We start from the raw sequence: 19465 nt of genomic DNA on the forward strand, positions 1-19465 counted from the left end.
CTAAAAAATAAAAATTAGTCTTTTGCTTCTACGTAGATTTCCTTTTTGTCTTCTGCGTGTGCATCAACCACAATATCTTCAGCGTTTTCTTTCATATCCTGGAAACATTCTTCTGCATCTTTTTTAGCAGACAATACAGTAGCCATACCTTTAGTTGCTGCATCTTTTACAGTTTGTGATTCCAATACTTTTTTACCTACAATTGCAGTTGCAATACCTGCTGCAAAAAGTAATGCATGTTTGTGTTCTACACATTTATCAATAATTTCTTCATGTCTCATTTTAATACAATCCTTAAATATCCAATAATTGAAAAATTTAGTTATACCTAAAAATTTCAATCCTAATATTATATAATATTCAAAGTAGTATATAAATTTTAGGTATTCCTAAAAATTGTAATGAAAAAAATATTTAACCAGGTTTAAAATCCATGAAAAAAGAAAATGTAATAATAAGTAAAAAAAAATAGAATAAAAAGAATAAGAGAAAAGTTAAGCCTTATCTTCTCTTTCTTCTTCAATAGCTTCAACAACACTATTTAAGATTTGAAGTGATTTGGAAAATGCAGGCATACCGGAAGTTAACAAAACAACTCTTAAAACATCAACAATTTCATCCTTTGTAATGCCCAATACTTCAATTGCACTTCTAATTTGTTTTTTAGTAGCTCTTGCATCAGCACGAGATGCAGCAATACCAATAGCAATTAATTTTTGGGTTTTATAATCTAAAACCTTAGCATCCCATACAGTTTCGTTGATGTCAGAGACCAACTCATATAAATCCGGATATTCATCTTTTAATTCTCTGATACCTTTACCGTAATATACGTCGCCTTTCATATAATCACTCTCCAAAATAATTTTAATTAATTAATGATTTAATTTTTAAGTTATATATAAATAGCTATTTAATTAATTAACAATGACAAAACAATACTCGAAATTAAGTTATTTCAACTCCTTAGAAATGAGGTTAATTTATTAATTCAATTATCATTCATAATCTTTACAAAAACTTCCCTCAGATACACAGTGCCCTAAACTACAACAATGATCAACACCACACAGATCCTCAGTATAATCAGCACTAATCCCGTGCTGAGTTATAATTTCTTCGTAGTAATATATGCAACTTGAACTACAATATCCTCCCCCATATTGCCTGATATATTCTTCTTCCCATTTCCTACGTTCTGCTTCCTGTCTTTTACGCTCTGCTTCCTGTCTTTCATAAGCAATATTACGTTCTTCTTCTTTTATTTTACAAGCAATTTGATACTGTATTGTTGATTTTAGACTTATATTTTCTACAAATTCCCATTTAAGTCTTTCACGATATTCAAATTGAGATTCTCCAATAGTTGGAGATAATGAATCCAAATAATATTCAGTGAATTTTGAATTCCATTTTAATTCAACAATATCAAATACAGGTCGGACATATTTTTTATTTTTAAGATAATCGACTCTTTTTTCATCTTTTAATTCAACCTTATCAAATACAGGTAAGGGTTTTTTATTTTCAAAACAATCAACAAGTTTTTTTTCGTCTATAACGTCCCCACAATCTTTGCATAAGTATTCCTCCGGTTTTATTATACTAAGACAATTTATACAATAATTAGGTGAGACAATTTTCCATCTTGAAATTATTTCATTTAAATGATTATCCATTATTGATTTATTTGATTGAAGTTGTTTAACATCCGTACCAATCTTATGTATATCTCCAGGGAAGTTTATTGATTTTCTTTTGTAACGTGAGTGCATAATAGTATTGCGCAATTCATGGGGAAATCTATCTCCAATAAGAGGAAATTTAATTTTACCATAATGGATTCCACAAACATCAGATGTCCAAAGTTTTTTACCACATGTTGTGCAGAATCTGTTTGTGTATGAATTTTTTGAATTGCATTTTGGACAATCTATAATCCTAAATTCATATCCGCATTCACAGTTTGCCTGGCCTTTCCTGACATGCCTTCCACAGTTAAGACAATACGGTTCAGGATTATCAGTCATTAGTTTAATTTGCTCATCATCCAACATTTTATGGCCGCAATAAATACAGAATTTTTGAATATCATTTCTTTTATGACACCTCGGACAAAATATTTTATCTTCCATAATATCATCCAATAATTTTAGATCATATCTGAATTATCCTCCAATGCCGGCAATATACACTTTATGCCTTGTTGTTCCCAATAATTCATATTTAAAAGGGCGAATGGTGATGAAAATCCAAATTTACTTGAATATATCGAAATTTTCTCCCATTCCCAATATTTTACTCCTACAATCGTGATTGCAATACTATTTGTAGTGAGTTATTTTTTAATAAGAATAATTTTTTATTAATAGTTGACATAATATAAATTTAACGTTCAGTCAAAAAAAAAAACTTTAATAACAAATTTAAAAATTAGAATACAGTTAAAAATAAGTTTGGAGAGAAAAGTAGCACAACTATCACATGAGTTTTCATATAACCTCTCTCCAAAATAATTTAATTAATTAATGATTTAATTTTTAAGTTATATATAATTAATAGCATTTTACATTGCCATTAACAGAATGATTTTTCTATTTCGATTCTAATATTGAAATGGATATTAACAGAAACTTTCCTTTCAAACAAGAGCTATTGTGGATAAACGCCTGTTCGCTCTTTTTCATGAGTTAACCATGTTTTTAACATCAAATCTTCAAAATTATAATTTCCACCATAATATTTTATGATTCCCTTATCCTGTAGAGTTTTAATATATTTTGTCAAGGTAGCGGGAGACATATCCAACTTCCTTTCCAGTTCAGACCAGGAAATATTCTCCTTGTTTAACATTGTACAGATTATCCTTTTTTCATACTTATTTAAAGTGCCCCATATTCTAATCCACATCACAAGAATCTGATCCATATTGTTAAGAAAAATATAATCTATTAATTCTTCGTCGTAGGTTTCATGAGAGGACAATGCATTATAAAAACTATTTATATACATTGGAATTCCTTTTGTATACTCATAAAAACGATTGAAACCATCATCGGTGAATGTTATTTCAGGAAATCTGTCATTGAAATAAGATTTGGTTTCTTTTTTTGTGAAAGGATCTATGTTTATTTGTATCATCCTTCCGCCAAAGGCTCCAGTAGCCCCATTTAGCATTTCAATTGCATCTGATGTTTGTGAAATTGACCCGCTCATTACATAGCTGACATTTGATTGGAATTGACTGTAACTTCTAAGCAACCAAAAAAACGATTCGGGATTCTCTAATTTTTTAAGCATTTGAAATTCATCGATTATGATTATGAATCCATCAATACCATCAATATCTTCAACAACATTTTGTGGGTATTCCATTACAAACTTGCTGATTTTTTTGTAATTGTCTTCAGTTGCAGGTATTGGTATTTCGGCTATATGGGTGCCTTTTGAAAAGCTGAAATCTTTAATTTTTAATTTGTTGATTAATTTTTTTAAGAGAAAAGTTATTTTTTTGCCATCATTAATTTTGTCATAAATAGTATTGTTCATTTCGTCCAATAATTCCAATAAAACTGATTGTGCAGTCAATTGTGTATCATCAAAGCCAACAATTCTTGAAATATCAATATATGAAACTAAGAAATTCTTTTTTGAGTCCTGTTTAAGTTTTTGGAGTAAAAAAGTTTTTCCAACACCCCTAACTCCCCTTATTAACAATGATTGAGATATTCCCATCTCTAATGAATTTAAATAATACTCAATCTTTTTTATATCTTCAGTTCGATTATAAAAATATTTGTCGATTTCATTTATTGGAACATATAATGGAACAATACTCATTTAAAACACCTATACTAAACTATATATTTTAATGCATATATACTTTAATAATTTAAAGTACTTCATATTACTAAAGTTGATAGTGTAACTTCAGATAAATGAAGTAATTAAAATAAATAAAGTAGGACTTTACACTTCAGATAAATGAAGTAACCATGGAAAAACATTATAAATCAACTTTTGCTGTTTTTATCAACATAGCTAGGCTCTGAAATCTCTTTTACAACACTCATTTCTTTAACATCATCAATCGACAACTGTGAATCCAGTTATGCAACTTCTGGTTCCTTTTGACTAGCTTCATGTTGGCATTGGCATAACACACTTTAAATTATCTACTACTTTTTAGTTAAATTTGTTTCATAGTTTACGAACAAAAAGTTAGATAGGATTGGATGATTACTCAAGAATAAGCAGGCTTACTTGCTTTGTAACAATAACTTGTATCGACTTTTGAAAAATCCATTTAATAAACAACATTTTGGAAAAAGTAACAAGGAGAATCTTTTGGAATCAAATCTCTCAAGTCCAAAGGAATTAATAATTGCTAACCAATTTTATCCTCTCTCAAAACCATAAAAAACACAACTAAAAAGTTGATTAACTCTAATAATAGATTATACTTCCCAATATATAAAATTAAAGGATAATAAAATAAGAAAAAATTTTAAACACAAAAATTATGGGACATCATCTAGTTTAAAAAAAAGAAAATAAAAAGCATTTATTCGGGAAAAATGCTTTTTGGAGGTTTTTCCAAATCAGTAACATATTTGTTTTCAAGGTTTTCAGGACCTAATGGAGTGTGTGTTGACAGATATACTGTTGGATTATCCTTAATGAATTCACGTATATTGCCCATTGTTTCTCTTGCCTTTTCGATATCCTCAAAAACAACAGATAGCTTATTTGCATACAGAGCTTCATCGGTATATGTAACATCACCATGAATCATGTAATACAAATCGTCATTTTCAACAATGACTATGCTGTTGCCTGAAGTGTGTCCTATCGCTTCGATTATGTAAATGTTATCTGCGATTTTTTCAGCTTTTGGGAAGTTTTTGTAAGTATCATTGAATTCAACAGAAACAATATTGTTCCCTTCCAATTCCAATGCTTCAGCTTCGGTTTTTGAAAGGTATACTTTTGCATTTGGGAATTTTGCAATTTCGCCTGAATGGTCAGGGTGCTTATGGGTGATAATGATTTTGGTCACATCATCAACATCATATCCCAATTTTTTAAATGCTGTTAAATAGTCTGATATCTTTACACCATTATAGATCATCAGGCTTTCATCAAATTCCTGTTCAGGCATTTCCTCAGGAATGCCTGTGTCAACAAGAATCACTTCATCTCCTGTGTCGATTAAGTAATTTTGAAGGCTTGCACGATATTTGATGTCCTCATCAAATGCATCCATTCCATCTTCTCCGCCAAAAGCAAATGTTTGTTTCATGAATCCGTTTTCAAAAGTTTTTACTGGTTTAATTTCCATTATGTCACATCCTAAAAAATGTTATTCTGCTGTTGGACCGTTGATTAATAATTGAGTCAAGTAGTTTTCTTTTCCAAGCATTTTGCATAAATCCAGCTGCTGTTCGCTCCAGTACATGTCATCCTCTTCATCCTTGAGATATACCTTCATCAAATCATATGTGGTTGCATCAAAGATTCCGGAGTCCATTAATTCATTTATGAATGCGATTCCTTCAACAGAGACATTGTAATCATATTCTATGAATTCTACGATATCAGTGAAAACTGGTTTTGCTTCCTGTGCTTCCTGCTTGATTTCACCGCCGAGGTCAAGTATACGGTCCATGAACTGTTCTACAAAGTCTATTTCTTCAGTTGCATGTGTAGTGTATTTATCACCCAATGCCTGAAATCCTAATCCTGCAAAGATTTTTGATTGGATTCTGTGCTGAAATGAATTTGCAGACAAACCTGTTACAATAGCTTGTAATGCTTCAATTGTCTTTTCTTTATCGGCCATAATTTCACCTTAACAAAAATTCTACTTAAGAGTCTTAAGTATATATTTTAATCTGACTTTCTATCAATATAAATTTAATCAATATTCAGCTGCCCTTTCACAATAGTCATGAATCATTTCCCTGAATTTATCCTTATCTTCAGCAGAATAATCCTTAAATAATTTAGATTCAAATTCAACAATAAGATTCAGCAATGAATTGAAAGCTGATTCACCCTTATCAGTTAAACTAAGAATCTTTTTGCCGTTGTTGTCTTTTACAACATCACGTTTTACATAACCATTCTTCTCAAGCCTTTTAATTATCTGAGCAACATTCGATTCTGAAACGAAAAGCAGGTCAGCCAGCTCCCTTTGGGAGAGGTCTTCATGATAATAAATATTGGACAGATAAGTGAAATCCCTGGGGGCAATGTCATTGAAGTTATCCTTTAAAAAGTTATCATGAATAAGATTGATGTAATTGATAAAATAAAAAACAGGCATTTCATCCAATCGGGCTTCATCAAAATTTAAATCAACCATACACAATACCTCCTTTCATTAATTACTATATTGTCCATTCAAATTTATAAGAATATCACTTCAAATGAAATTAAAAAAAAAATAAATTCATTCTATGAAGGAATCTATTGATTCGATTACCTCACTTTTCTTTTCCAAATATGCAATATGGCCTGCACCTTCAATTATTTCCAGTTGCGAAGTTGGAAGCATTTCATGAACCTTAATTGACTCTTCGGGAGGGTTTATTCCATCATATTCACCAACCAAAATCAAAACAGGTATCTGGACTTTTTTGGCATCACTTACCATATCGTAATGGCTCAGAGACGCATAGACATTTTTTCGCTCATCATTTGTAAGTTCAACTTCACTTCTGTTTCCATTATAGAAGTTGGCAACATCTTCCAGCGTGGTATCAGGTGCATATACCCTTCTTGAAATCAGTCTGCCCATTTCCTTTAAGTCAATGCTGCCGTTGCCATTGTTTTCCTCTGCCGCCTTTTGCATAAGTGAGATTTCACCCTGACCCCGTGTTCCTAAAAGAATTATTTTTGAAAGAATTGTAGGATACTTTTCGGCAGTTTTAAGAGCGATATAAGATCCCATTGACAATCCTATGACAATAGGCTTGTCAAGATTCAATTCATTTATGATTTCCTTTAAATCATCTGCATAGACATCCAAATCAAATTTTTCAGGTTTATCGCTTTTTCCATGGCCTCTGACATCATAAGAGATTACATGATAGGATTTCCTATAATAGTCAAACAAGGGGTTCATGATTTCCTTGCTCGCAAAGATTCCATGAATCAAAATCATGTCCGGACCGGTTCCTGCCTGCTTTAATGAAATGTTAATGCCGTTGACGCTTATTGTTGACTCCACTTTTTGGCCTCCTTGTTAATATATTAAAAATTCCCCTATAAAAATAACCATACTGCCACTTGACAAATTCATCAATAGAAAATAGCATATAGTCATATTCAAGAAATAATTACTCAACACTTATTCAAGGGGAAGTATTATGAAAGCAACAGAATTACTTGAAGAAATTAGGGAAAATCTTAAGGATTATCCTATCGAATATCTGAGAAACAAAGTCACAGACGATAGATACAAAGACCCAATAACTAAAAGTTTGACAAAATACAATTCAGAAGCATGGGATGAGATATTTGCCTTAAACATCACAGAGGATTATGACATTAAAGACGGAGTAGTTGAAAATCTCAAAAAGGATACCGATTACTATTTTGACACTTACGCCGGAGGAGATGAAGAAACAAGAGAATTTACAAAATACATATCTCTTTATTTGGCTTTAATCGCTAAAAGACCACTGCATCCTGTTGGAGACAATCCTACAAAGGACCAGGTATTTATGCAGAATAATGAATACAAATGCAAATCCAGAATAATGAGCATTAAAGAGAAAAATTCAATGTGCCGCTACTGCGTATGTAAAAATGCCGGTTTAGCATTCGGATTTTAATAATAGGGAGCATCATAATGTCAAACGAATATCTGGAGATGTATGATGAATTTGCAAGCATCATATCAGATGACGAAACCATTACTGGCAATTGTGTTTTAGAGATTCTGAAAAAATATTCATCAAGCATTTCCGTTTTTGACATGATGGAGTTTACATCACAGGTTATTGAAGAAAACAAATATGTTCAGGAAAGCTATAGGCAGGACAGTCAAAAATCATACATCGAATCCTTTTTATTTAGAATTAAAGACATTCTCAATGACAATAATGATTACATTCAAAACATTGATGGGGAATCATTTGGCGAAGCTATTGAAATTCTAAAAACCCACCATGAAACCGGAACTCAAGGCAAAAAAACCAAAGTTCCTCTGATTTTTGAAATAGCTTCATTATATGCAACATTCATTTTAGAGGAACCAATACATCCTGTAGGCACCCCGTTTCCAGGATCACTGAAAGTTGAAAAGGAAAACGGAGAATTTTTGTGCCCGGTAAAGGAAGCAAACATCGATACACCAAATGCCGTTTGCAACATTTGTCTAGCAGAACAGCTGGACTTCTAAACCAAACTGATTAGTATTTTAAAAAAAATATTTAAGTACAATAATCCAAATATCATATCAAAAAACTTAAGTATCTTAAGTCATAGTGGTAATCAAAAGGTGATTGCGGCATGGACAAAATGCAAATTATTAAAACTAGAAAAAGCGTAAGAACATTTGACGGACAGAAAATTACTGATGAAGATAAAGAAAAACTTCTAAACTACACCAAAACAATCGAAAACCCTTACAATATCCCCGTGGAGTTCCTTATACTGGACAGCGAAAAATATAATCTTTCAAGTCCAGTTATAGAAGGCGAGGACACATATATCGCTGCAAAAGTGGCTAAAGTGGACCACTGCGAAGAGGCATACGGATATTCATTTGAAAAAATGATTTTGTATGCATGGAGCCAAGGAATTGGAACCACCTGGGTCGGAGGAACTTTAGACAGGCCCCTCTTTGAAAAAGCGGCAGCCACACGGGACAATGAATACATGATGATAGTGACACCAATAGGCTATCCTTCAAAAACACAGTCCAAGGTTGACAGCGCGCTGCGTGAAAGCGTTAAGGGCGATGAAAGACTTCCCGCATCAAAGCTATTTTATGAGCATGACTTTTCAACCCCATTAGACCATAGTGAGGATTGTCTTGATGCCGTTCGTTGGGCTCCTTCAGCAGCAAACAGACAACCTTGGAGGATTGTAAAGGACGATAATGATTATCATTTCTTTTTAGAACACACCAGAGGCTATTCATCAGGTGTTGGATGGGATGTTCAAAAGATTGACATGGGAATAGCTATTTGCCATTTCATGTGTGTGAAAAATGGAAATCTGGTTTTTGATGAACCTGAAATTGAAACTGATGAGTATACAGAATACATTGCAACAATATCATGCAAATAATATAGGTGATTAAATGAGTAAAAAAATAATAGCTGTTAATGCAGGACCTAGAAAAGGATGGAATACTGATACATTAATTGATGAAGCGATAAAAGGTGCAGAATCTGCAGGAGCAGAAGTGGAAAAATTCAATCTATTCCGCTTGGAAAAATACACCGGCTGCATCTCTTGTTTTGGATGTAAAAAAGAAAAATACAAAGGACATTGCATACGACGTGACGGTTTAACCGAAGTCTTGGATGCTATTCGTGAAGCCGATGGATTGATAATAGGTTCTCCAAATTATCTAAGTGAACTTACAGCATCATTTAGAGCACTTTATGAACGATTGGTCTTTCAGAATCTGACATATAATGCAGATGTCCCGTGCTGCAATGAAAATCCGATTCCAACGTTGCTTATCATGACCAGCAATGCTCCGGACAATGCCTATGAAGTATTGCTTCAAAATTATCAAAACGTATTCAACGGTTTTGTAGGGCCAACTGAAGTTTTCGTATCAGGTGAAACACTTCAGCTTAAAGATTACAGCAAAACCGATTGGCCATGGTTTTTCAATGCTGAGGAAAGATATGAAAGACATGAAACTGTTTTTCCTAAAGAAAGAGAAGCTGCTTTTGAAAAAGGAAAAGAATTAGCGTTGAAATAACATGAAAACATTATATTATACATCAACAGGCAATAACCTATACATTGCTAAGCAGTTGGGCGGAGAACTGATCAGCATCCCCCAACTGATGAAAAAAAATGAGTTTGATATAGAAGATGATGCTGTAGGCATCATTTTCCCTGTTTTTTATGCAACATCTCCCAAGATGCTTAGGGAATTTGTTGAAAAAGTCAATGTCAAAACCGATTATCTGTTTTTAATCACTTCTTATGGAAGCGACGGGGATCAAAATGCATTGAGAATCATGAAAGAAACATTAAATAACAGAGGAATTGATGTTAATTACACAAACTCCGTTTTGATGGTTGATAATTTCCTGCCGACATTTGACATGGCCAATGAAAAGGAATTAAAAAAGAATTTAAACATCATCGGCGAAATTGAATCTATAAAAGAGGATATATTCTCAAGAAGAAATCATATTCATGACAAAAAACATTTTACCGATATTGAAAATATTGAAGTCATATTGGAAACCACAATGACTGAAAAATACCATATCCAAGTAGGTGAAGGCTGCAGCAATTGTGAAATATGTACTAAAGTATGTCCGAGAGGAAATATTGAATTGATTGATGAAAAACCCCATTTCGGAGATAATTGTGACTTTTGTTTAGGCTGCGTTCATCACTGCAAAACACACACATTAACAATTAACGATGAATTGAATCCAAATGAAAGATATAGAAATCCAAATATCAAAATTTCAGAGATTATCAAAAGCAATCAAAACATTTGAATTGAAAATCTAAAAGCAAAATGGTACTGACAAACATTGCAAATAATGATTTTTTGCGAATGTTTCTTTAATTCACAACTTAAAAATAGAAAATAAAGATTATGCAATTCTTATTCTTTAAATTCATTCCATGTAACTGTTGGCGTAACAATAATTGCTTTTCATCGATTATTTGTAATAATTTTAGTATCTTACACTGCAACTTATCTAATAACAGAGTAATAGTTGCATTAATATCTTTATTTGGTTCAGGTTATGGTACATATTTGGAGTTCCAGCAGATACATTTTCTCCAGTATAGATGAAAATGCTTAATTATCAGGAGTTCTAAAAAAAAGTAATGTAGAGAGAAAAGTTATACAACTATCACATGAGTTTTCATATTTTCTCCTCTCCAAATAATTTTATTAGTTAATTAATTATTTCATTTTCAAATTATATATAATTAATACCCTTGAAATTAACTAGGCTTTGAGAAATTTGTTTTAAATATGAAGCAAAATTACCCGTCAGATGACAGCCCCATAAAAAAAATAGAATAGAAAGTATTATGGATAAATACTTTCCGGAGGATTTTCCAAATCAATGACTTTTTTATTTTCCAGGTTTTCATGACCTAATGGAGTATGTGTGGACAGATATACTGTAGGATTGTTTTTGATGAACTCCCTGACATTGTCCAAGGTTTCCCTTGCCTTTGCAACATCTTCAAAAACAATTGACAGCTTATTTTCATACAATGCCTCATCGGTATAGGTTACATCACCGTGAAACATGTAGAACATCTCCTCATCTTCCGCTATGACAATGCTGTTGCCTGTTGTATGGCCAACGGCCTCAATAAGATATACACCGTCGACTATCTTTTCTGATTTTTCAAAGTTATGATATGACCCGTCCTTGAACTCAACAGGAACAATGTTGTCCCCAGTGAGGCCCATCTCTTCGGCTTCTGTTTTTGAAAGATATACTTTGGCATTTGGAAATTGCCTTAGCTCACCTGTGTGATCGGCGTGTTTATGGGTAATCAGAATCTTTGTTATGTCTTCTGCTTCATATCCCAGCTTGTTGAGTGCTGTGAGATAGTCGCTGATTCTCTCCCCCATAGACAATGGAGTGTTTTCATCCACTTCCATCTGCGGCGCTTCACTTGGCATATCGGTATCTACAAGAATCACTTCATCGCCCGTGTCAATCAGATAGTTTTGAATGCTTGATCGGTATTTTACTGATTCATCAAGATCTTCCATTCCTTCTCCGCCAAATGCGAATGTCTGTTTCATGAAACCGTTTTCATATGTTTTGATAGCTTTAATTTCCATTTTGATCATTGATTAACAATTGTGTCAGATAATTCTGTTTTCCAATCATTTTGCAGAGGTCCAGTTGCTGTTCTGACCAGTACATGTCTTCCTCTTCGTCTTTGAGATATACCTTCATCAGGTCATAGGTTGTTGTATCCAATATTCCGGATTCCATTACTTCATTTAAATAGGCAATTCCTTCAACGGATACGTTGTAATCATGTTCAATGAATTCTACAATGTCTGTGAATACCGGTGCTTCAGGTGCTGCTTCCTGTTTGAGTTCGCCACCTAAATCAAGGATGCGGTCCATGAACTGTTCCACGAAATCCAGCTCTTCAGTTGCATGTGCAGTATATTTGTCTCCCAGAGATTGGAAGCCTAATCCTGCAAAGATTTTAGATTGGATTCTGTGTCCGAATGAGTTTGCAGCAAGACCAGTTACTAAGAATTGTAAAAATTCGATTGTTTTTTCCTTATCGGCCATAATTTATCACCTAAAACATTAATGACTTAAGAGTCTTAAGTCTTAATTTTAAGGTTTATCTGAAATAATATATAAAAGTTTAGTATGAATTAATAGCCAATTGAGAATAATCGTATAGCATTTTTTTGAATTTTTCAACATCTTCTGGAGAATAATTTTCAAAGAATTTGGCTTCGCCTTCATAAGCTTCTTTTAGTAATTTGAAATAAATTTCCTTTCCTTTTTCTGTTAAATTTAAAATTCTGCGACTTTTGTTTTTCTCATCAACATCCCGTTTTACCAATCCATTTTTTTCAAGTCTCTTAATTATTTGGGTGACATTTGATTCACTTACAAACAATAACTCTGCCAAATCCTTTTGAGAACAGTTCGGATTGTAGAAAATATTAGCAAGATACGTAAAGTCATAAGGAGTGATATCCTCATGATTCTTTTTTAGATAGTACTTAAAATGCAAATTAATGTAGTCAATGTAGAGTAAAGCCGGTGTGAACATTATCCTTTCATGATCAAAATTTAAGTCTGCCATTTTTCAATCCACCTCAATATAACTATTTGACATTCATAAATTTAAAATATGACATTAACATCATCATTTGAGATTTGAAAATTGCTTTGGAAACCCCTGCGATATATGGAAGAGTTGAATCAGGTTTTGATTTTCAATATTCCCTGCATTAATGTCAACAGAACATCATCAAATGAAAGTTTTTAGAATTATCTCTGTTTTAACGAATGAAATCTTTAATTATTGTAAGTTCTAAAAAAAGTAGTGTAGAAAGAGCATAACCAGTATCTCTATCATGAGTTTTCATACATCTCTCCAAGTACAATTGAATAAAAATTTAATTTTTAGATTACATAACAAAGAATTACTTAACTTACATTCATTCATCAAATAACTTTTAAATTTTAAAATTTTCATTAAATATCCTCATTACCTAAATATATTTATATTATTTCTAAGGAAATATTTAATTGGGGTAGTATTAATGGCAAATCAAAGTCAATGGAATTCTCGAATGGCTTTTCTTTTATCAATGATTGGAGCTGCTGTTGGATTAGGCAATATTTGGCGTTATAGCTATGTGGTTTATTCCAATGGTGGAGGAACTTTTTTCATACCATACCTAATTGCAATTCTAATTATGGGTATTCCATTTCTTGTATTGGAATACGGCATTGGATTCAGGCATAAAGACTCATTTTCCAATATTTTAAAGAGCATCAATCCTAAATTGGAGTACATGTCCTGGGCATTAGTTTTAATTATTTATTTTGTTTTAATCTATTATTTGGTTATAGTGGCTTGGGATATGGTATATCTGGGTTCCAGTTTTAATTTCAGCTGGGGAAGTGATTCTGCACTTTATTTTATAAAAAATGTTGGCGGAAGCTCTAATTTATCCAATATGTCAAGTTTTATAATTCCAACAGTCATTTCCATGTTGATAGTATGGATTTCTGTTTGGTACATTTCCCATAAAGATTTAAATGAAGGAATAGGCAAAGCTTCAAAGATTTTAATCCCCCTGCTTTTTGGCATAATGGTTTTTATTATTGCCTTTGCATTAACGCTTCCGGGCGCCAGCATCGGAATAAACGCATTGTTGAATCCAGATTAGCAAATGCTTTTGAATGTGAATATTTGGCTAGCGGCCTTTTCACAAATTATTTTCTCATTGAGCATGGGAGAGTCAATTTCATTAACATATGCCAGTTACCTGCCTGAAGGATCAAAACTAACTGATAATGTTCTGATTGTGGTGTTTGCAAATTGTGCATTTGAGGTATGTACTGCATTTGGAATATTTTCCATTCTCGGATATATGTCCTATACCTCCGGAACACCCCTAGTCGAATTGGTAAGTGAGGGCACTGGACTGGTATTTGTTGTTTTCCCAAGGATTTTTAATGTTATGGGTCCTATAGGCCACATAATTGCCCCATTATTATTTATAGCAATATTATTCGCTGGAATAACTTCCGCTGTCGCAGTATTTGAACCTATGATAAATTCAACAGCCCATAAGCTAAACTGGACTCGTAAAAAAACAGTAACCGTATTGTCAATAGTTGGCTGCATAATCTCATTAGTATTCACAACAGGAATTAGCAGTTATCTGGTAGGTATTGTCGATAACTTTATTACAGAATTTTGCATTCTTCTTTTAATCGCAATTCAATGTATAATATTCACATGGTGCTATGACATAGAAGGAGTTATTCCCGTATTGAACGAAAATGATTGGGTCAAAGTTGGAAAAACTTGGGTGTTTGTCCTTAAATACATATTGCCAATATTTTTGTTCTTAATGTGGGGCAACGGAGTATATCATTTACTTTTAAATGCAAATAATTTTGAATTGCTCATTTATATCATGATTACAGTTGCCGTTTTAATATTGAGCTATATTTTCACGAATATACCTGAAAAAAACAACACCCAAGTGTAGAGAGAACCTAGTACGACTCTATCCTCAGTTTCAACAACTCTCCTAAAAATAATTTTATTAGTTAATCAATATTTTTAAATTTAAGACCATATATGATAAATAGCCATCTATTTTCATTTAATAGTCAATTTGACATCAACATCCCCCATTGAGATTTGAACTCACGAAAAAAATAGAAAAATATTATATCAATGAAATTATATACAAATTAATAGAATTCTAAATTTATGATATTTTATGATAAATTGGATTCTAAAATTTAATGCAATTTATAGTCCTATGGTGTAATGGCAATCATACGAGTCTCTGGAACTTGTGACTCCGGTTCGACTCCGGATAGGACTATTTCCTAATTTTTTTGGTAGAAATCTTTTTAGTAATGATTCTTGAACATTTTGTTTTGAATAATGAGTTAGATTAAGTAACAAAACAATACGTTCTGAATAGTTTTAAGAATAAATTTTGAAGATTCAAACTTCTGTGCTAATTTTAAAAAAAGAAATTGCCAACATCCTAAAAATAAAATATATTACTACAAAAATTAATAAATAATATATAGTTTACTTTAAATGATTTGAAAAATAATAACTAAAATAAAATTTGATTTACCGACACAAATCGAAAAAGTAAAAAAAATAGAATTAATTGAAAAAGCACAGGGAAAACTGTGAAAAAACTCCGGAAATGAAATCATCCTAAATATAATCAGATAATATGATACCTAATCTTAAAAATAAACTCACAGGCGATAAAAAGATTCTAATATTGCTTTCAATATTGCTAATTTTTAATGTCGCCTTGTTTATAAATTTATTTGCTTATATGATTATTGTTGAACATATAAGCGCATCAGCTTTACATGATCTTGTTACAATCATTTCAGCAATCATAATTTTAGGTTTTATTTCAACCAGGCTTACAAAACTTAAAGAACTAACAGATGGATCAGTTTATGAAATCGGTTCTAATTATTATGGGTTTGTTAAGCCTTACAGTTTCTTATTTTAATAAATCTGCAAATGGGGAATCATTATGGGCTCCATTTCTAGAAATGTTTAGAATGTTATCTGTAATTCTGATTTTAACATACCTTGCCACTAAATCTAAAAGTTTTCAGACTATAGTTAGAGGTGAAAGTTCACGTAAAATCATAATCTGGCAGATTATTATATGTTCTATTCTAGGAATTCTTGCATCATATTTTACTATGAATGTTAATGGAGTTCCCGCTAATTCAAGAGGATTAATTGTAATGATATCCTCAATGCTTGGAGGACCATATGTCGGAATACCTGTAGGAATAATATCCGGACTCTGGAGATATGGCATGGGAGGCCCTACTGCCTTGCCATGCTGTGTTGCAACAATAATTGCAGGTATTGTTGGAAGTCTCGTCTATAAATGGAACCGTGGTGAATTCTTAAGACCATATAAAGCCGCACTTTTAATGCTTTTATATAGTGGCTTTGACATGTTTCTCATAACCGTATTAACCCCTCAACCTGATGGACTCCTTATTGCCAATGCTCTTTATGCTCCAATGACATTTGGTGCCGTTCTTGGAATGTTGCTCTTTACAATGTTTTTAGGTGAGAAAAAAGAGGAAGTAAAAATAAGCGAGGAATTAAAACAAACGATTTATGACAACACTGATAGAATCTCGGTCAATAGTGACATAATTGATATAAATACGGATAGGATAATTGAAATGTCACTAGAATTAAAGGAATATAAGGATAAAGTTGATAAATAGAACGAGAATTGAATGATATCAAAAAATAAATTAGGATAAATTATGTATTTGCCATGGAACATTATTGTTAGGTAATCTCATTTCATTGTTTGCCGGAATTTTTGTAATCTTCAGTTTATGGGTAAATGATGACAAAAAAGTATACAAATACCAAATATTGAATACTTTTATCTTGATATTTGCATCTTTTTTCTTTAATTCATATGTTGGTGTTGTTGTGATGACAATAGTCACAATAAGACTATATATGGTTTATAAAGATAAATTCACACTCAATTGGGCAATATTTTTCCTCATCATATCCACAATAATTGGATTTGCTGTAAACAACTTGGGCATAGTTGGCTTGATTCCAGTTATAGCTACACTTCAAATTACTATATGCAATTACATATGCAAGGACATTAAATGGATTAAACTTAGCTTTATCATTAATGAATCATTCTATGCTATTTATTTCTGGTGCGTATTTGACTTCACCTCAGTGATTATACAATTCGTTACTGTTTCAGTAGGATGTATTTCTTACATCAAATTGGTTCGTGAACGTGAATTAGATATGGCAATATAAAGTTTATTAAGTTGATATAATTATCTCATTTAATTGAAACAGATTGGCATTAAGCAAAATTAACATTATATACCTTCACTTTTAATTAAGATGATTGCCCTTGAAAAGAAGTTGATGGATTTTTAAACCAAAATATATATTTGTTAATAGAAAAAAATTTAATAGAATAGGAGTTATCTAATGAATAATATAATTTTTCTTTTACTTGCCATTTTATTTGAAACAAGTGCTACAACATTATTAAAATTTTCTGATGGCTTTAGCAAACTTTTACCGACCATGGCATCAATCATACTAACATACTTTCATTTTATTGCCTTAGTAACTGCTTAAAAACCGTACCCATAGGAATTGCTTATGCTATTTGGTCAGCATTAGGAATAGTGCTTGTGACACTTGTTGGCATTATTGCATTTAAGCAAACCCCTGATTGGGCTGCAATCATTGGGATTTTATTAATCATTATTGGAGTAGGAGTGTTGAATTTATTCTCAAACATGACTATTCACTAAAAATAATATTAATATGATTATTTGAGATTTTAAATTGCTTGCAAACTCTGCAATTGTTCTCCATTTGGGTCTGGTATTGGACCGGAATATAACACGATTTTGAAAGCATGTTTGCAGAATAGTGCGAAATTATCCTGTACTTATGGTGAAAATTGTTTAAAATACACTAAAAAATTTTTTTAATCGTTTAATAACTTCTTGTAATATGTATTTGTTTGGTATAATGCTCCTACAGGATTATGTGCGAGTACTTTATCTTTTGTTACAAGTGTTGTGCATAGGGCTTCAGAGTATTTATAGAAAAGACTATCATGACCTACGCATAATCCTATTATTACGTTAAGATCTGTTTTTTCATTGTTCAGTACTTTTGCTTGAAGTATCGGATTGCACATTATATTCCCAGTTATGGTTGTTTTTCCCTCATCCAGTCCGGTTACTTCTGTTTTTTTCATTGCTCCTACTTTACATACTACAGAATATACCTCAAAGTTGTGTTTGGCTAGAATTTTTGCAAATGTTCTGCTTTCATCCATTAGCCCAACACATGCCGCTATTCCTATCTTATTCATTTTTAGTCTTTTAGCAAATTCAATGATTTCTTCTACTCTTGTGTATTTACAGTAGAATTCCTCTTCTATCTCTGCAGATATCCGTGATATTTCTTTGTTGTTGTCTTCATTATACAGTTCTTCTATTTCAATTATTTCATCACTTGTTAATTCTTTTGTTGGACAGAATTTAGGATATTCATTGTCCTGGTGTTTGCAGTTGATAATCCTGCAATTGTTACATGAGTATTTTTTCATGATATTTTCCCCGATAATTATTGTCTTCTATTATTTAAATAAGTAATTTTCACTATTTGTATTTTTTAAGAAATATTACCATGATGATGGCCGTTGCAATAACTGAAATTGTATTAGCAATCATTGCAGACAATCCTAAGCCTTCTGGGGCTTGCAGAATATACCCAAATGCAATTAGAGTACATACGACTGCCGGTGCCAATGTAATAAGATATTGCTTTTCTTTTTTCATCAGATATGATGTTGCAGAAAACAACACTATTGTAGCTACTATCAATTGAGACCAGGCAAAATATCTCCAGATTAAACTGAAGTCAACAAATGTCAATCCAAATGAAACTAAAAACAGCGGAACTGCCAATTTTAACCGGGACATTATTTTTTCGTTGTTGATTTTGAGTTCATCAGCAATTGTTATTCTAGCACTTCTAAGTGCAGTATCTCCTGAAGTGATTGGACATATTACAACTCCAATAATTGTTAAAACCAAACCAACAGGCCCCACCAATGCTATTGCCATTTCATTGACTGCCACTGCAGGCACTGAACTATAAATTGCTACAAGCTGAGGCTGACCATGGAAAAATGCCATTGCAATAGCTGCCCAGCAAAGAGCAACCAAACCTTCCAAAACCATAGCTCCATAAAATACTGGTCTTGCATCATTTTCATTTTCCATACATCTTGCAACAATCGGTGATTGGGATACATAAAACCCAAAAATGGCTCCACATGCAATGGTAACAAACAGATATGGGAAAATGCTTTTCTCAGTCAAATACAAACCTTGTGTTGTAAACTCAGGAATGGAGTATGCAGGATTAAAAATCACTCCTCCAGTCATTACGACCACCATAATCA

At 32.3% G+C, this 19465-nt stretch carries 21 protein-coding genes and 2 pseudogenes; 10 read left to right on the plus strand and 13 right to left on the minus strand.

The annotated features are described in order from the left end of the window. Positions 1–14: 14 nt before the first annotated feature. From ACKI3D_RS00485 to ACKI3D_RS00520, 8 genes are all read right to left on the minus strand, one after another. On the minus strand, positions 15–281 hold the full coding sequence (locus ACKI3D_RS00485) for a DUF6110 family protein (protein WP_407391298.1): 267 nt from the start codon (positions 279–281) through the stop codon (positions 15–17). Between the two features lie 213 nt (positions 282–494). Further along, positions 495–845, minus strand: a complete 351-nt coding sequence (locus ACKI3D_RS00490; protein WP_407391299.1) for a carboxymuconolactone decarboxylase family protein — start codon at positions 843–845, stop codon at positions 495–497. Positions 846–998: 153 nt separating this feature from the next. Next, positions 999–2135 (minus strand): zinc ribbon domain-containing protein, encoded by a 1137-nt coding sequence (locus tag ACKI3D_RS00495; protein ID WP_296809029.1) that lies wholly within the window; start codon positions 2133–2135, stop codon positions 999–1001. 517 nt (positions 2136–2652) lie between these two features. Next, the gene (locus ACKI3D_RS00500) at positions 2653–3840 is read right to left on the minus strand and encodes an AAA family ATPase (RefSeq protein ID WP_407391301.1); all 1188 of its coding nucleotides are present in this window, start codon (positions 3838–3840) and stop codon (positions 2653–2655) included. Positions 3841–4564: 724 nt separating this feature from the next. Beyond that, positions 4565–5341, minus strand: a complete 777-nt coding sequence (locus ACKI3D_RS00505) for an MBL fold metallo-hydrolase (protein WP_407391303.1) — start codon at positions 5339–5341, stop codon at positions 4565–4567. Between the two features lie 21 nt (positions 5342–5362). Beyond that, on the minus strand, positions 5363–5842 hold the full coding sequence (locus tag ACKI3D_RS00510; RefSeq protein ID WP_292753520.1) for a bacterioferritin: 480 nt from the start codon (positions 5840–5842) through the stop codon (positions 5363–5365). Between the two features lie 78 nt (positions 5843–5920). Beyond that, positions 5921–6367: a MarR family winged helix-turn-helix transcriptional regulator gene (locus ACKI3D_RS00515; RefSeq protein ID WP_407391305.1), complete on the minus strand. Its 447-nt coding sequence runs from the start codon at positions 6365–6367 to the stop codon at positions 5921–5923. Between the two features lie 87 nt (positions 6368–6454). Beyond that, a complete protein-coding gene (locus tag ACKI3D_RS00520; RefSeq protein ID WP_407391307.1) occupies positions 6455–7234 on the minus strand; it encodes an alpha/beta fold hydrolase in 780 nt (259 codons plus the stop codon). A gap of 139 nt (positions 7235–7373) precedes the next feature. Here ACKI3D_RS00520 and ACKI3D_RS00525 point away from each other — a divergent pair, with 139 nt between their 5' ends. The 5 genes from ACKI3D_RS00525 to ACKI3D_RS00545 all read left to right on the plus strand — a co-directional run bounded on the left by ACKI3D_RS00525 (position 7374) and on the right by ACKI3D_RS00545 (position 10712). Beyond that, a complete protein-coding gene (locus ACKI3D_RS00525) occupies positions 7374–7841 on the plus strand; it encodes a DUF2115 family protein (protein ID WP_407391309.1) in 468 nt (155 codons plus the stop codon). Between the two features lie 17 nt (positions 7842–7858). Further along, positions 7859–8410, plus strand: a complete 552-nt coding sequence (locus ACKI3D_RS00530; protein ID WP_298502999.1) for a DUF2115 family protein — start codon at positions 7859–7861, stop codon at positions 8408–8410. 110 nt (positions 8411–8520) lie between these two features. Further along, positions 8521–9303, plus strand: coding sequence for a nitroreductase family protein (locus tag ACKI3D_RS00535; RefSeq protein WP_407391311.1), 783 nt, complete (start codon positions 8521–8523; stop codon positions 9301–9303). Positions 9304–9316: 13 nt separating this feature from the next. Continuing rightward, positions 9317–9952 carry a flavodoxin family protein gene (locus ACKI3D_RS00540; protein WP_407391312.1) on the plus strand — a complete coding sequence of 212 codons (636 nt, stop codon included), beginning with the start codon at positions 9317–9319 and terminating at the stop codon, positions 9950–9952. Between the two features lies 1 nt (position 9953). Continuing rightward, positions 9954–10712, plus strand: a complete 759-nt coding sequence (locus ACKI3D_RS00545; RefSeq protein WP_292753499.1) for an EFR1 family ferrodoxin — start codon at positions 9954–9956, stop codon at positions 10710–10712. Between the two features lie 548 nt (positions 10713–11260). Here ACKI3D_RS00545 and ACKI3D_RS00550 read toward each other — a convergent pair. The 3 genes from ACKI3D_RS00550 to ACKI3D_RS00560 form a co-directional block, all read right to left on the minus strand. Continuing rightward, a complete protein-coding gene (locus tag ACKI3D_RS00550) occupies positions 11261–12034 on the minus strand; it encodes an MBL fold metallo-hydrolase (protein ID WP_407391314.1) in 774 nt (257 codons plus the stop codon). Further along, the gene (locus ACKI3D_RS00555; protein WP_407391316.1) at positions 12024–12503 is read right to left on the minus strand and encodes a bacterioferritin; all 480 of its coding nucleotides are present in this window, start codon (positions 12501–12503) and stop codon (positions 12024–12026) included. Before ACKI3D_RS00555 ends, ACKI3D_RS00550 begins: the two co-directional genes overlap by 11 nt. A 79-nt stretch (positions 12504–12582) precedes the next feature. Continuing rightward, on the minus strand, positions 12583–13032 hold the full coding sequence (locus ACKI3D_RS00560) for a MarR family winged helix-turn-helix transcriptional regulator (protein ID WP_407391318.1): 450 nt from the start codon (positions 13030–13032) through the stop codon (positions 12583–12585). A 463-nt stretch (positions 13033–13495) separates the two neighbouring features. Between ACKI3D_RS00560 and ACKI3D_RS00565 the strand changes: the two are divergent. The 5 genes and pseudogenes from ACKI3D_RS00565 (at position 13496) to ACKI3D_RS00585 (ending at position 17795) form a co-directional block, all read left to right on the plus strand. Beyond that, positions 13496–14959: pseudogene (locus tag ACKI3D_RS00565) on the plus strand (sodium-dependent transporter). A 714-nt stretch (positions 14960–15673) separates the two neighbouring features. Then, complete coding sequence (locus ACKI3D_RS00570) at positions 15674–15967, plus strand: hypothetical protein (protein WP_407391320.1); 294 nt, start codon at positions 15674–15676, stop codon at positions 15965–15967. A 52-nt stretch (positions 15968–16019) separates the two neighbouring features. Further along, on the plus strand, positions 16020–16712 hold the full coding sequence (locus ACKI3D_RS00575) for a LytS/YhcK type 5TM receptor domain-containing protein (RefSeq protein ID WP_407391321.1): 693 nt from the start codon (positions 16020–16022) through the stop codon (positions 16710–16712). Between the two features lie 64 nt (positions 16713–16776). Continuing rightward, positions 16777–17283 carry a YgjV family protein gene (locus ACKI3D_RS00580; protein ID WP_407391323.1) on the plus strand — a complete coding sequence of 169 codons (507 nt, stop codon included), beginning with the start codon at positions 16777–16779 and terminating at the stop codon, positions 17281–17283. A gap of 180 nt (positions 17284–17463) precedes the next feature. Beyond that, a pseudogene (locus ACKI3D_RS00585) lies at positions 17464–17795 on the plus strand (DMT family transporter). A gap of 179 nt (positions 17796–17974) precedes the next feature. On the opposite strand, the gene ACKI3D_RS00590 reads toward ACKI3D_RS00585, so the two are convergent. Further along, positions 17975–18604: a DUF1847 domain-containing protein gene (locus ACKI3D_RS00590; RefSeq protein WP_407391325.1), complete on the minus strand. Its 630-nt coding sequence runs from the start codon at positions 18602–18604 to the stop codon at positions 17975–17977. A gap of 52 nt (positions 18605–18656) precedes the next feature. Further along, the coding region (locus ACKI3D_RS00595; protein WP_407391327.1) for a carbon starvation CstA family protein at positions 18657–19465 on the minus strand (809 nt) is incomplete at its 5' end.

It is taken from the genome of Methanobrevibacter sp. (assembly GCF_045586545.1).
GTDB lineage: Archaea > Methanobacteriota > Methanobacteria > Methanobacteriales > Methanobacteriaceae > Methanocatella.